The organism is Saccharopolyspora sp. NPDC050642, from assembly GCF_040654735.1.
GTDB classification, from domain to species: Bacteria; Actinomycetota; Actinomycetes; order Mycobacteriales; family Pseudonocardiaceae; genus Saccharopolyspora; species Saccharopolyspora elongata.
Genome location: NZ_JBFAIN010000049.1, coordinates 1 through 13,688 on the forward strand (window position 1 = coordinate 1; position 13,688 = coordinate 13,688).

General features: G+C 69.6%; 11 protein-coding genes. 2 read left to right on the plus strand and 9 right to left on the minus strand.

Features of this window, described 5'->3' with window-relative positions:
- Positions 1 to 319: 319 nt before the first annotated feature.
- Positions 320 to 712 carry an HAD-IA family hydrolase gene (locus AB0H93_RS39420; protein WP_358580868.1) on the minus strand — a complete coding sequence of 131 codons (393 nt, stop codon included), beginning with the start codon at positions 710 to 712 and terminating at the stop codon, positions 320 to 322.
- A 113-nt stretch (positions 713 to 825) separates the two neighbouring features.
- Between AB0H93_RS39420 and AB0H93_RS39425 the strand changes: the two genes are divergently transcribed.
- On the plus strand, positions 826 to 1,182 hold the full coding sequence (locus tag AB0H93_RS39425) for an Rv3235 family protein (RefSeq protein WP_358580871.1): 357 nt from the start codon (positions 826 to 828) through the stop codon (positions 1,180 to 1,182).
- Here AB0H93_RS39425 and secA read toward each other — a convergent pair whose 3' ends face one another.
- The 7 genes from secA to AB0H93_RS39460 all read right to left on the minus strand — a co-directional run bounded on the left by secA (position 1,183) and on the right by AB0H93_RS39460 (position 11,399).
- Complete coding sequence (gene secA, locus AB0H93_RS39430) at positions 1,183 to 4,059, minus strand: preprotein translocase subunit SecA (RefSeq protein ID WP_358580873.1); 2,877 nt, start codon at positions 4,057 to 4,059, stop codon at positions 1,183 to 1,185.
- Between the two features lie 188 nt (positions 4,060 to 4,247).
- The gene (raiA, locus tag AB0H93_RS39435) at positions 4,248 to 4,922 is read right to left on the minus strand and encodes a ribosome-associated translation inhibitor RaiA (protein ID WP_358580875.1); all 675 of its coding nucleotides are present in this window, start codon (positions 4,920 to 4,922) and stop codon (positions 4,248 to 4,250) included.
- A gap of 420 nt (positions 4,923 to 5,342) precedes the next feature.
- Positions 5,343 to 6,029, minus strand: coding sequence for a ComF family protein (locus tag AB0H93_RS39440; RefSeq protein ID WP_358580877.1), 687 nt, complete (start codon positions 6,027 to 6,029; stop codon positions 5,343 to 5,345).
- Between the two features lie 58 nt (positions 6,030 to 6,087).
- Positions 6,088 to 7,803 (minus strand): LpqB family beta-propeller domain-containing protein, encoded by a 1,716-nt coding sequence (locus tag AB0H93_RS39445; protein WP_358580880.1) that lies wholly within the window; start codon positions 7,801 to 7,803, stop codon positions 6,088 to 6,090.
- On the minus strand, positions 7,800 to 9,521 hold the full coding sequence (gene mtrB, locus AB0H93_RS39450) for an MtrAB system histidine kinase MtrB (RefSeq protein WP_358580882.1): 1,722 nt from the start codon (positions 9,519 to 9,521) through the stop codon (positions 7,800 to 7,802). The genes AB0H93_RS39445 and mtrB overlap by 4 nt, the downstream gene beginning before the upstream one ends.
- 304 nt (positions 9,522 to 9,825) lie before the next feature.
- Positions 9,826 to 10,503 (minus strand): MtrAB system response regulator MtrA, encoded by a 678-nt coding sequence (mtrA, locus tag AB0H93_RS39455; RefSeq protein ID WP_093160527.1) that lies wholly within the window; start codon positions 10,501 to 10,503, stop codon positions 9,826 to 9,828.
- Positions 10,504 to 10,751: 248 nt separating this feature from the next.
- Complete coding sequence (locus tag AB0H93_RS39460; protein ID WP_358580886.1) at positions 10,752 to 11,399, minus strand: dTMP kinase; 648 nt, start codon at positions 11,397 to 11,399, stop codon at positions 10,752 to 10,754.
- Positions 11,400 to 11,508: 109 nt separating this feature from the next.
- Between AB0H93_RS39460 and AB0H93_RS39465 the strand changes: the two genes are divergently transcribed.
- Positions 11,509 to 11,982: an OsmC family protein gene (locus AB0H93_RS39465; protein WP_358580889.1), complete on the plus strand. Its 474-nt coding sequence runs from the start codon at positions 11,509 to 11,511 to the stop codon at positions 11,980 to 11,982.
- 105 nt (positions 11,983 to 12,087) lie between these two features.
- Here AB0H93_RS39465 and ahcY read toward each other — a convergent pair whose 3' ends face one another.
- On the minus strand, positions 12,088 to 13,551 hold the full coding sequence (gene ahcY / locus AB0H93_RS39470; protein ID WP_358580892.1) for an adenosylhomocysteinase: 1,464 nt from the start codon (positions 13,549 to 13,551) through the stop codon (positions 12,088 to 12,090).
- Positions 13,552 to 13,688: the final 137 nt, after the last annotated feature.

Sequence of the window (13,688 nt, forward strand, 5' to 3'; positions counted from 1 at the left end):
ACCACCAACCACCGAAATGGTCGGGGGCATAAAAGAACACTAACCAAAACAGTCCGCTGTTGAGTTCTCAAAGAACACACCCACACCATCACCCCTAGCCACACAAGACCAGGAAGCTCCGGGGAGCATTTCCTCTTCACTACCTTTTCGGTTCGCCCACTCTACCACCCGAAGGCAGGAGCTTGGTTCGCGACCCGTGTCAGGCTCGGCCCGGTTTTCCCGGCCCGTGTCGCGCTGACTTGGATAAATTTACACACCCCCGAAACACCCCCTGCAACCACCCCCCCTTAAACATCAAAACACCAGGTCAATGGCCGATTTAGAGGCCGAAGAGGGCGGCCAGCTCGGTGACCGTCGAATCGACGTCGCGGTGGTGGACTCCGACCATGCCCGCCTCGACCGCGCCGGCCACGTTCCGGCGGAGGTCGTCGACGAAGACGCACTGCCGCGGTTCCAGCCCCAGCCGGCGCGCGGTCAACCGGTAGATCTCGAGGCTCGGCTTGGCGACGCCGACCGCCCCGGACAGCACGACGGTGTCGAACAGCTCGGCCAGGCCCGGATCGGCGCCCCCGTTGGCGTTGGACACCAGGGCGGTTCCGATCCCGGCCCGGCGGATGCGCCGCGCGACGTCCAGCAGCGGAACGCCGGACGGCTCGTCGCCCGGATCGTCGAGCACCCCGGCGTAGTCCAGCAGCAGTCCCTTCAGATCCACGAGCCGCACGGTAGCTCACACGATCGGGGCGTTCCGGGCTGAAGGTGACCGGATCCGGACCGCAAGTTCCTCAGTTAAGCGGGAGCCCAGTCCGCCGACCGCCTGGAGACGCCATGACCGCAGTGCTGTCGATCGAAACGACGCCGGCCGAGGGGGTGGCGGGCAGCAGCGCCTCCGCCGTCGCGGGGTTCATCGGCGAGCAGGTGTTCGACGTGCTCGCCGGGCGCCGGGCCTTGCACGAGGTGCGCGAGCACCTCGAGCCGCAAGTGGCCGGGCTGCTGCTCACCACCCGGCTGCACGCAGCACAAAGCCCGGACTACCGGCTGCGATCCGTCCACGCCTGCCTGGTCACCGACTGCGCGGTGGAGGCCTGCATGATCATCGGGACGCGCTACCGGGTCCGGGCCCTGGTGCTGCGCTTGGAACAGGACGACGCGCACTGGGTGTGCACGCTGCTGTCCCTCGTCTGATCAGCGCTTCTTGTTCTTCTTCGCGTCAGCTCGAGCGGCGGCCCGGCGCTCGCGGCGGGTGCCGCTGCGCGACTCCGGCCCCTGGTCGCCGTCGCTGCTGGTCTCCACGTCACCGGTCTCGTTCGGTCCGGAGTAGCTCAGGCCCCGCTGCGTCGGCGAGTCGAGTCCCTTGCCGCGCAACGCGGACGGGACCTGCTCGCCGTCTGCCGCGGTGGGCAGCTGGCTCAACGCGGGGCCGGCGGATGCCGGCCGGGCGCGCCTGGGCCGCGGTTGCGGCGCGGGTTGTGCCGTCGGCTGCGGGGTCTGGGGCACGTCCGGTGTGCCGCTGCCGACCTGGCTCACCGACACCGGCATGGCCGGCGCTTCCGGCTCGGGCTGCGGCTCGGCCGCCTCGACCTGGACGTTGAACAGGAACCCGACGGACTCCTCCTTGAGCGCCTCCAGCATCGCCCCGAACATGTCGAAGCCCTCGCGGCGGTACTCGATCAGCGGGTCGCGCTGCGCCATCGCCCGCAGCCCGATGCCCTCCTTGAGGTAGTCCATCTCGTAGAGGTGCTCGCGCCACTTGCGGTCCAGGACGCTGAGCACCACGCGGCGCTCCAGCTCGCGCATCGCCCCCTGGCCGACCTTGCCGTCGACATCGGCCTCGCGCTTGGCGTACGCGGCGCGCGCGTCCTCCAGGATGAGCTCCAGCAGGCGCTCCTTGGACAGGTCCTCCTCGTCGTCGACTAGGGCTTCCCAGCTGATCGACATCGGGTAGAGGGTCTTCAGCGCGGTCCAGAGCTTCTCGAAGTCCCAGTCCTCGGCGTAGCCCTCGGCCGTCTCCGCGTCGACGTAGGCCGTCACCACATCGGTGAGCATGTGCATGACCTGCTCGTGCAGGTCCTCTCCGTCCAGCACGCGGCGCCGCTCGTCGTAGATGACGGTCCGCTGCTGGTTCATGACCTCGTCGTACTTGAGGACGTTCTTGCGGATCTCCATGTTCTGCTGCTCGACCTGGGTCTGCGCGCTGCGGATGGCGCGGCTGACCATCTTGTGCTCGATCGGCACGTCGTCGGGCACCTTGAGCCGGGTCATCACGGTCTCGACCATCGCGGCGTTGAAGCGCCGCATCAGCTCGTCGCCCAGCGACAGGTAGAACCGGGACTCGCCGGGGTCGCCCTGGCGGCCGGAGCGGCCGCGCAGCTGGTTGTCGATGCGGCGGGACTCGTGGCGCTCGGTGCCCAGCACGTAGAGTCCGCCGACCTCGCGGATCTCCTCGCCTTCTGCCTTGGCCTGCGCCGTGATCTTCTCGACGACCGCGGGCCACTCGGCCTCGTACTGCTCGCGGTTCTCCACCGGGTCCAGGCCGCGGCTGCGCAGTTCGGCGTCCGCGAGGTGGTCGATGTTGCCGCCAAGCACGATGTCGGTACCGCGACCGGCCATGTTGGTGGCGACCGTGACCGCGCCCTTGCGACCCGCCTCGGCGATGATCGCGGCCTCCCGCGCGTGGTTCTTCGCGTTCAGCACGTTGTGCGGGATGCCCTTTTTGGTGAGCAGCTTCGACAGGTACTCGGAGCGCTCCACGCTGGTCGTGCCGACCAGGACCGGCTGGCCGCTCTGGTACCGCTCTTCGATGTCCTCGGCGACCGCCTCGAACTTCGCCGGCTCGGTCTTGTACACCAGGTCGGGCTGGTCGGCGCGGGCCATCGGCTTGTTCGTCGGGATCGGCACCACACCGAGCTTGTAGGTGGTGTGGAACTCGGCCGCCTCGGTCTCGGCGGTACCGGTCATGCCGGCCAGCTTGTCGTAGAGGCGGAAGTAGTTCTGCAGCGTGATCGTGGCCAGCGTCTGGTTCTCGGCCTTGATCTCGACGCCTTCCTTGGCCTCGATCGCCTGGTGCATGCCCTCGTTGTAGCGGCGTCCGGCCAGGATGCGGCCGGTGAACTCGTCGACGATCAGCACCTCGCCGTCGCGGACGATGTAGTCCTTGTCGCGCTTGTAGAGCTCCTTGGCCTTCAGCGCGTTGTTGAGGTAGCCCACCAGCGGGGTGTTGGCCGCCTCGTAGAGGTTTTCGATGCCGAGCTGGTCCTCGATGAGGGTGACGCCGTCTTCGGTGACGCCGACGGTGCGCTTGCGCTCGTCCACCTCGTAGTGCTGGTCGCGCTTGAGCATCGGCGCGAGCCTGGCGAACTCCTGGTACCAGCGGGAGGACTGGTCGGCGGGGCCGGAGATGATCAGCGGCGTCCGGGCTTCGTCGATCAGGATGGAGTCGACTTCGTCGACGACGGCGAAGTAGTGCCCGCGCTGCACGCAGTCGGCGAGGCTCCAGGCCATGTTGTCGCGCAGGTAGTCGAAGCCGAATTCGTTATTCGTGCCGTAGGTGATGTCCGCGGCGTAGGCCTTGCGCCGCTGCTCCGGCGTCATGTCGGCCAGGATCGCGCCGACCTCCAGGCCCAGGAAGCGGTGCACGCGGCCCATCCACTCGGCGTCGCGGCGGGCCAGGTAGTCGTTGGTCGTGACGACGTGCACGCCCTTGCCGGTGATCGCGTTGAGGTAGGCGGGCAGCACGCAGGTCAGGGTCTTGCCCTCACCGGTCTTCATCTCGGAGATGTTGCCGAGGTGCAGCGACGCGCCACCCATCAGCTGCACGTCGAAGTGCCGCTGGCCCAGGGTGCGCTTGGCGCCCTCGCGGGCCACCGCGAACGCTTCGGGCAGCAGTTCGTCGAGGGACTCACCGTCGGCGTGGCGGCGTTTGAACTCGTCGGTCTTGCCCCGCAGCTCGGCGTCGGACAGCGCGACGATGTCCTTTTCAAGCTCGTTGATGTGCGCCGCGATGTTGCGCAGACGCTTGAGCATCTTGCCCTCGCCGGCGCGGAGCAGTCGGGACAGGACCATCCGGTCGACCTCACTAGCTGATCGTGACGCGTCCGTCACGGACGCTTTGCGGTCATCGTATTAGAGCTGGTAGTGGGGACCCGCCATCCGGTGCAGGTCCGGGTGGCGGACCCCCACACGCGACTGTCCCCCGCGAACCACGGTACGCGGGGGACAGCCGTTCGGGTCGGCGTTGGCGCAGACTCGCCCTATAGCGCGTCAGCCAACCTGATCACTCCGTAGTCGAATCCCTTCCTCCGGTAGACCACGCTGGGCCTACCGCTGTCCGCATCGGAGAAGAGGTAGAAGTCGTGTCCGACCAGTTCCATCTCGTAGAGGGCCTGGTCAACCGTCATCGGCTCGGCCGGGTGGTCCTTCTCGCGGACGACTCGGCCTGGTTCGTCGTACCCGTTTTCCGCGGCCATCCGCTGGCCCGGGACCTCGGCGGCGTACTCGTCGACCTCCAGCGGCGCTTCCAGTAGCGCGGTCCGGCCTTCGGCCACGGCCTGGCCCATCGCGACGGGTCGATCCGCCATCGCTGCGGTCGCCTGTGCCACGGATGTCGGGTTGTGCTGCCCGTAGTGCACCTTTCTACGGTCGTGCATGCGCCGGAGCCTGCTCTCCAGCTTGGTCGTGGCGGCGTCGAGTGCGGCGTAGAAATCGCCTGCGCAAGCCTCGGCCCGCACGGGCGAGCCCTTGCCCATCAGCGTGATCTCGACTCGCTGGCAATTCTTGGCCTGACGGGGATTGCGCTCGTGGAACAGTTCCACGTCCGCCCGGATTGCCTTCTTGTTGTACCGCTCAAGCCGGGTCAACTTCGCATTGACGTGCTCCCGGTAGTGCGCGGGAACTTCGACGTTGCGACCCTTGACGACGATATCCATTCACGACCTCCGTTCCTTGCGTGCCGTAGGCGAGGTGTGCACGGCGGCGCCGGCTAGAAGGCGATCAGCTCACTTCCGGCGCCAGGGACATGGGGTTTCGCTCCTTCCCTCCCGCCTGGGTTGGCTGGATTGAGTGGCACGTTAGCTCGGTTTACCGATTTGTGACACCCCCCTTGTCGGGCGAAGTCAAGCGGCCACCGAGAGTGATTGCTGCCACCGTTCGAAGCAGGCAGCGGGCGCGGGCGTGCCCTACCCCAGGCGCCCCATCGGCCTCATTTTTCACCCGATCGGGGGCTACGTGCCGTAGCTCCGCGCCGGGCCGCCGGAGGGCCGGGTCCTGCCTGCTCATAACTGGAAAACGAGTGGACGGCAGGTGAAGTTCCCGCGGCTGTTCGAGTAATGGCAATCCACCCGAATGCTTCAGGCGGCCGTCGCGGTCAGGCCGAGCACCGCGGCGACCTCGATGCCTGCGGTTCCGAGGACCGCCAAGCAGCTCGCGACCGTCGCGCCGGTCGTGATGACGTCGTCGATCAGCGCGACTTGCGCCGCCTGCGGCGGAAAACGACTCGTCCGGCCGAGCACTCGGCCGGACAGGTTGCGCACTCGTTCGGCCGCATCCAGCCCAGCCGAATCCGCCGCACCGCGCGCGGTCACCAGGCAGTCCGCGACGGCCGCGGGATGGCCCGCGTCGGTCAGCCCGGCCGCGGCCTGGTGCGCGATGCGGGACATGTGCGCGCCGCCCCTTCGGCGGGAGGCGATCGTCCGGGACGGCGCCGGCACCAGGTACCAGGCCGGATCGAGCCGGTGCTCGGCGGTGATCGCACGCAGGCCGATCGCGATGTGGCGGGCCAGCGGATCGGCGAGATGGCGACGGCCGGACTCCTTGTAGGCGAGCACCGCTCGCCGGGCGGCGCCCCGGTACTGGCCGAGCGCGTACACCGGCGGGACGGCTTCGAGCAGCGGTCGCTCGACTCGGCGGAGCCCGCCGAGTTCACGCGCGCAGTCCCGGCACCACGCCACACCCGCCGCGTCGCAGCCCGCGCAGCGCAGCGGCAGCATCAGGTCGACCAAGCCGGAAAGCCCCGCACCGAACCAGGAAACGCGCACCGGCCGATGGTGCCGCAGGTCGGCGTCCCGACTCACCGACGCGTGTCGGGATCGGCGGTCAGCCCGGGAAGAACGGGATCGAACCGCCGCCGATCGAGCCCTGGACCAGGGACCAGACGTCGTCGGTCTCCCTGGACTCCCAGATCCCGCTGCGGTCGCTGACGACCACCCGGCCGCGGTTGGCGACCGTGACCGCCTTCAACGGCTGGCCGAGGTTCGCGGCGGTGAACGGGACCCACTGGAACCCGTCGACCGTCACCTCGAAGACCGGCGTGATGTTACTGTCGCTGATCACCACCAGCGAGTCGTCCTTCAGCCAGTCGACTCCGGTGATCCGAACCCCCGGCGCAGGCAGCGTGATCGGCCGCTGCAGCACCACCTGACCGTCCTGATCGGACACTCCGGCGACCACGAGGCGGCCGCCGACCACCGCCGCCACCCGCGTTCCGTCGCGGGACAACCGCAGATCGCTGATCGGTCCGTCGCCGGTCAGCTGCCCGGCGTCGACCTGGCGCGGCACCCAGCTGTTCCCGGCATCCAGCGCGCGGACCACGTTGCGACCGTCCACAACGGTCCACACCTCGGATTTCCCGCGCCAGGTGGGCCTGCTCATATCGGCGCCGCGCACCGGGAGTTCGGGCAGCTGCGCGCCGTAGCGGCCGACCCGCAGCTCGACGCCGACGCCACCGGCGACGCGCGTGACCGCCGCGAGATGGCTGCCGTCGAGCGACTGGCCCGCCCGGAGCACGTCGTACTCGCCCGATCCGGCCGGGCCCTGGATCGGCTGCGCGGTGTCGAGGGTGAGCAGCCGCTCGTCGACCACCACCAATCCCGGCAGATCCGGGCGGGCGGTGTTGTTGGTCTCGTAGGAGCCGAGGTCGGTCGGCCGCAGGTCCTTCCCGTCCGGCAGCAGCGGCGCGCCCTCCACCTTCAGCCGGACCCGCGCGTTGTTGACGCTCTGCAAGGTGAACACCACCTGCGCGGCGATCAGCTGGCGGTCCTCCCGCGGGAGGGCGCCGAGATCGCTGAGGTTCACCTCCAGCGCGCCGTCCCCGGGGTCGGCCGGGTTGGTCTTCGGGTGCACGCCGGGCGGGATGGCGGTGCGCATGGCCGACTCCAGCCCCGCGGACGGGCCGCTGGTCAGCAGGTCGATGACCTGCCTGGGCAGGGTGCTCGCCGGTTGCGACACCACGTACCGCACATCCGGGACGATGCCGGTCGAGTCGTGGTCCAGGAAGTAGATCGGGACCGCCTGGTAGACGGTGCTGAACGAGCCCTTGCTGGCGACGATCTCAGGCAGCGGCGTCGCGATGCGCCACTCCCCGTCCGGCTGCAGCTCCACCCGCACCTGGACCTGGTACTCGCCGACTTCGGGGACGAAGGACGAGTCCGGCAGCAGCCGCCCCACCTTGTCGGCCTGCACGGTGACCATCTGCACGCCGTTGGGCAGCGGCGTGGGCTGCGTCGCCGGGATCGTGTCGACGTTGTCCACGATGAGCAGGCCCGGCGCCGGGGTCCAGCTCCGGCGCGCCGCCGGGGTGAGGTGCTGTCGCGCGGACTCGTGGTTGCTCTCCGGGGCGGCGGACGCGTTGACGAAACTGCGGACCAGTGCGAGCGGGTCGGCGCCGTCCGGCGGCGGGGGCACGGGCGCGGTCGCGTTGCTCTCGTCGACCGCCCGGATCGCCCTCGGATCCGAACTCTCCGGGATCGATGCGCACGCCGACACCGACAGCAGCACCGCCAGCAGCACCGCCACCCGACGCACGCCCATCATTCGTCCTCCCAGGAGTGTTCGGACAACCGAGCCGGCCCGCGGTCGCGGAAGTCCGGATCGCCGGCCTCGCCGTCCTTCGGCGGGTCGACGCTGGCCGCTAGCAGCGCCTCCGGTGCCGCGATCCGGCGGACGCCCGGCATCGGCAGTGGGCTGGTGTCGAACGCCTCGCCCGGCCGACGGGGCAGGGTGAGGCGAAAGCACGAGCCCTCGCCGGGTTCGCCCCACGCGTCCAGCCCGCCGCCGTGCAGCCGGGCGTCCTCGAGGCTGATCGACAGCCCGAGGCCGGTGCCGCCGGTGCGCCGGTTCCGGGACGGGTCGGCCCGCCAGAACCGGGTGAACACCAGCTCGGCCTCGCCCGAGCGCAGGCCGACGCCGTAGTCCCGGACGGTCACCGCGACGGCCTGCTCGTTGCCACCGAAGCGGATCTCGACCGGCCCGCCCTCGGCGTGGTCGATGGCGTTGGCCACCAGGTTCCGCATGATCCGCTCCACCCGGCGGGCGTCGGCGACGATGGAGAGCTCGCCCCCCGACGGGGCGATCAGCCGCAGTTCCACACCGCTTGTGTCGGCGATGGGGCGCAGCGCCTCCACGGAGCGGTCCACGATCTCGGTGAGGTCCAGCTGCTCGGCCGCCAGATCGGCGACGCCGGCATCAAGCCGGGAGATCTCCAGCAGGTCTGCCAGCAGCAGCTCGAACCGGTCGAGCTCGTCGACGAGCAGCTCGGTCGACCGGGACAGGCCGGGCGGGAACTGCTCCCGGGAGGCGTGCAGCACGTCGGCGGCCATCCGCACGGTGGTCAGCGGGGTGCGCAGCTCGTGGGAGACGTCCGAGGTGAACCGGCGCTGCAGCTGGCCGAACTCCTCCAGCTGCGTGATCTGCTGCTTGAGGCTGTCGGCCATCTCGTTGAACGACTCCGCCAGCCGGGCCACGTCGTCCTCGCCGATCACCCGCATCCGCTTGTCCAGGTCGCCTTCGGCCAGCTGCTCGGCGATCTGCGCGGCCTGCCGCACCGGGCGCACCACCTGGCGGGTCACCAGATTCGTGATGGCGCCCACCATCACCAGCAGCACCAGCCCGCCGAGCAGCAGGGTCTGCTGCAGGACCTCGAGGGTGTTCTGCTCGGCGGTCAGCGGGAACAGCAGGTAGACCTGGAGCTGCCGGGTCGCGGTGCTCACCGGCGTCCCCACCGCCAGCATCGTGACGGAGGTGCCCTTCTCCCGGTGCGCGGTGGTGATCTTGGTGGCCAGCTGGCCGCGTTCGACGAACTGGCGCAGATCGGACGGCACGTCGTCGATCGGGCCGGCGGCCGGCTGCTGCGACCGTTCGCCCGGCGCGCGACCGTCGACCAGCACCGGCTCGAACGCGCCGGCCACCGTCTCGGTGGTGGACTGCCCGGAGGACGTCGTCGTCAGCCGGTTCAGCGCGGCCTGCAGCTGTTCGGTGACGTTGTCCGCGTTCGGGTCGACCGCGGTCAGCTCGCGCTCCAGGATCGGCAGGCTGACCTCGACCTGCGATATCGCGGCGGTCTCCTTCGTGGACAGCAGCTGCGACGTGATCTGCCACTGCAGCATCATGCCCAGCGCGAAGACCACGGCCATCGACAGCGCGAGGGTGCTGACCACGACGCGCAGCTGCATCGACCGCCGCCACAGCGCTTCGAAGCGGCGCCAGCGGCTGCGGACCTCCTCGCGGACACGACTGATCAGCCGCTGAACCAAGCGGCCTCGACGCGTCCACACCCTCACGGCAACCGTCCCCCGGGCCACTCCGCCACTACGACCCGGCTAGCAACTGTGTCAAAGGCCCGGCCGACCGCCCACACCGGTGCCCCGACCGGTGCGCAGTTCCGGATCACCGCGCCCACCCGCAGTCCGGTGCCGGCGGCGCAGTCATTTCCTCTTGTTCCACACCCGCAACTCGCGCCGCGCGCAGGCGAGAATCGCGATCCCGGGCCGGATCCGAAGTTCCGGACCGGACGAATGGGCGCCCGCTCGCGAGCGGGCGCCCATTTCGATCAGGACATCACGGGGGGCCGGCCTTGTAACCGACGCCGCGGACCGTCAGCACCACCTCGGGACGCTCCGGGTCGCGCTCCACCTTGGACCGCAGGCGTTGGACGTGCACGTTGACCAGGCGGGTGTCGGCGGCGTGCCGGTAGCCCCACACCTGCTCCAGCAGGACCTCGCGGGTGAACACCTGGCGGGGCTTGCGGGCCAGCGCCACCAGCAGGTCGAACTCCAGTGGCGTCAACGCGATCGGCTGGCCGTCGCGGGTCACCTCGTGGCCGGGCACGTCGATGGTCACGTCGCCGATGGTGAGCACCTCGGCCGGCTCGGCGTCGGTCCGGCGCAGCCGGGCCCGCAGCCGGGCGACCAGCTCCTTCGGCTTGAACGGCTTGACCACGTAGTCGTCGGCGCCGGACTCCAGGCCCAGCACCACGTCGACCGTGTCGCTCTTGGCGGTCAGCATCACGATCGGCACGACGGACTCGGTGCGGATGGCCTTGCAGACGTCGATGCCGTTCATCCCGGGCAGCATCAGGTCCAGCAGGACCAGGTCGGGCTTGAGCTCGCGCAAGGCAGGCAGCGCCTTGGTGCCGTCGCTGACGACGGCCGTCTCGAAGCCCTCACCTCGGAGCACGATGGTCAGCATTTCGGCCAGGGCCGGATCGTCGTCCACCACGAGCACGCGTGCCTTCATGGCCAACATGGTTGCACTTGTCACCCCGCCGCCGTGCATCCACCCGCTGATCGTCGCCGCAGGTCGCGGCGGGACAACCGAATCGGCCCAGCGAATACCGCCGAATGGAGCATCCGGTCCAGTGGTTTCGCACACCGATCCGGTTCGACGCCGCGTGCCGATCGACTCACGTTGCGTAGCAACGGCTTGGGCTGCCTGGACGAGTGTGCACTTCGGACAGTGCGGGCGTTCGCCGTGCCGCCGAACGCTTACCGCGCGAGGACGTGCTGGTCGACGAGCGCGCCGAAGTCCACGTGGTTCACGCCGTCCACCACGACCCACGGCGACCACCAGTCCTCCGCCGCGAGCTGCTGGTAGACCTTGCCGCAACGCTGCTGCAGCGGGGCATCGGACTCGAAGTTGTCCCGCTGGCGGTCCACTTCGGTCCGCTCCCGGTGCTCGGCGCGGGCGGCCGCCACCTCCGACGGCACCTGCAGCAGGATCTGCAGATCCGGCTTCGGCAGCGCGAAGCGCGTCACCTCCAGCTCGCGGACCCAGGCGACGAAGTCGCCGTGGCTGTCCTGGTGGAGCCGGGCGGCGCCGTAGGCGGCGTTCGAGGCGACGTAGCGGTCGAGGAGGACGACGTCGTGCGCGCGGAGGTCCGCACGCAGCGCGTCCGCCGCGGCGCGGCGGTCGAGCGCGTAGAGGACGGCCATGCCGTGGACGGAGTCGCCGAGGTCGCCGTGGCGACCGCGGAGCGCTTCCGCGACGAGCTCGGCGTGGACGTCGTCGGCGTAGCGCGGGAACGCCGAGCGGGCCACGGAGTGGCCGCGGGCGGTCAGTTCCGCCGCGATGCCGTTGGCGAGCGTGCGCTTGCCCGCGCCGTCCAGTCCCTCGATGACGATTAGTCGACCCACGCCGTCGACGGTAGTCCAGCCGCCACACCCCCATCCGGACACCCTCGTCCGATCGTCCCGGCGCGTGAATTCGCTTTCGCCGCAACCCGTTCTGCTGTATACAACCGGTATGCCAAAGACCCACTCGTACCGCGCGACCGTGACCTGGACCGGCAACACCGGCCGCGGCACCGCCTCGTACCGCGACTACAGCCGTGAGCACGTCGTGGACATCGATGGCAAGCCGCAGCTGACCGCATCGGCCGATCCCGCCTTCCGCGGTGACCCCGGCCTCCACAACCCGGAAGACCTCCTGGTCGCATCGCTGTCCGAGTGCCACATGCTGTGGTACCTCGCGCTGTGCAGCACCTCCGGCATCGTCGTCACCGCCTACCGCGACGACGCGAGCGGCGCCATGGCGGAAGACCCCGACACCGGCGGGCACTTCACCGAGGTCGTGCTCCGCCCGCAGGTGACGATCACCGACCCGGCCAAGCTGCCGACCGCCGAAAAGCTGCACGAAGAGGCGCATCGCAAGTGCTTCATCGCCAACTCGGTCAACTTCCCGGTCCGCCACGAACCGGAGATCCACATCGCGCAGTGACGAGCCGGCCAGCATCGCCGCAGGACCTCGGGCCGGGCGGGCTGCGGGTCGGCGATCCGCAGCCCGCCCGGACACCTGAGGTTCTGCCGCCCGGCACGCAGGGCTTCAGTACCGGTAGTGGTCCGGCTTGTAGGGACCTTCCACGTCGACGTCGATGTACTCGGCCTGCTCCTTGGAGAGCTTCGTCAGCTCGCCGCCGAGGGCCGCCACGTGGATGCGGGCGACCTTCTCGTCGAGGATCTTGGGCAACCGGTAGACCTCGTTGTCGTACTCCTCGTGCTTGGTGAACAGCTCGATCTGGGCGATCGTCTGGTTGGCGAACGACGCCGACATCACGAAGCTCGGATGCCCGGTGGCGTTGCCCAGGTTCAGCAGTCGCCCCTCGGACAGCACGATGATCGACCTGCCGTTGTCGAACACCCACTCGTCGACCTGCGGCTTGATCCGCACCCGGCGCGCATCGGCGGCACGGCGCAGGCCGGCCATGTCGATCTCGTCGTCGAAGTGGCCGACGTTGCCGAGGATCGCCTGGTGCTTCATCCGCCGCATGTGGTCGACGGTGACGATGTCCTTGTTCCCCGTCGTGGTGATCACGATGTCGGCCTGGTCGATGACGCTCTCCAGCCGGGCCACCTGGTACCCGTCCAGCATCGCCTGCAGCGCGTTGATCGGATCGATCTCGGTGATGATCACGCGGGCCCGCTGACCGCGCAGCGACTCCGCCGCACCCTTGCCGACGTCGCCGTAGCCGCACACCACCGCGACCTTGCCGCCCACGAGCACATCGGTGCCCCGGTTGATGCCGTCGATCAGCGAGTGCCGGATGCCGTACTTGTTGTCGAACTTCGACTTGGTCACCGAGTCGTTGACGTTGATCGCCGGGAACAGCAGCTCGCCGCGCGCGGCGAGCCGGTAGAGGCGGTTGACGCCGGTCGTGGTCTCCTCGGTGACGCCCCGGACGCCCGCCGCCGTGCGGGTCCACTTGTGGGGGTCGGCGGCCAGCGACGCGCGCAACGCGTCCAAGATCACCTTGAGCTCGTCCGGGTCGTCGTCCGCCGGATTCGGCACCACCCCGGCCGCCTCGCACCGCGCACCCTCGTGGACCAGCAGGGTCGCGTCGCCGCCGTCGTCCAGGATCATGTTCGGCCCCTGGTCGCCGGGCCAGGTCAGCATCCGCTCGGTGCACCACCAGTACTCCGCCGGGGTCTCGCCCTTCCACGCGAACACGGGGATGCCCCCGGGTTCGTCCGGAGTCCCGTGCGGACCGACCACCACAGCGGCGGCCGCCGCGTCGTCGGTGGAGAAGATGTTGCAGGAGGCCCAGCACACCTCGGCACCCAGCGACACCAGGGTCTCGATCAGCACGGCGGTCTGCACCGTCATGTGCAGGGAACCCGAGATGCGCGCGCCCTTCAGCGGATGCACCTCGGCGTACTCCCGGCGCAGCGCCATCAGCCCGGGCATCTCGTGCTCGGCCAACCGGATCTGGTTCCGGCCGTCGGCGGCCAGCGCCAGATCCGCGACGGCGAATTCGACACCGCCGCGGGTCTGCAGCTTCTCGACGCTCATCCTTCGCCCCCCCTCGGGAAGATGCGTGCTGGTCAGGGCACGGATTCGGCAGCCGACCCCGCACCGAGACTACCGTCGGTATTCGATCGATCACTCGTGGCGATAACATCTGGCCGGTGCCGCGCTAGCGCCGCTCC

Excerpts from the sequence above, each read along its gene's own strand:
- AB0H93_RS39425 (WP_358580871.1), top strand. The coding sequence starts at position 826 with ATGACCGCAGTGCTGTCGATCGAAACGACGCCGGCCGAGGGGGTGGCG.
- secA (WP_358580873.1), bottom strand. The coding sequence starts at position 4,059 with ATGGTCCTGTCCCGACTGCTCCGCGCCGGCGAGGGCAAGATGCTCAAG.
- raiA (WP_358580875.1), bottom strand. The coding sequence starts at position 4,922 with ATGGATATCGTCGTCAAGGGTCGCAACGTCGAAGTTCCCGCGCACTAC.
- AB0H93_RS39445 (WP_358580880.1), bottom strand. The coding sequence starts at position 7,803 with ATGATGGGCGTGCGTCGGGTGGCGGTGCTGCTGGCGGTGCTGCTGTCG.
- mtrA (WP_093160527.1), bottom strand. The coding sequence starts at position 10,503 with ATGAAGGCACGCGTGCTCGTGGTGGACGACGATCCGGCCCTGGCCGAA.
- AB0H93_RS39465 (WP_358580889.1), top strand. The coding sequence starts at position 11,509 with ATGCCAAAGACCCACTCGTACCGCGCGACCGTGACCTGGACCGGCAAC.
- ahcY (WP_358580892.1), bottom strand. The coding sequence starts at position 13,551 with ATGAGCGTCGAGAAGCTGCAGACCCGCGGCGGTGTCGAATTCGCCGTC.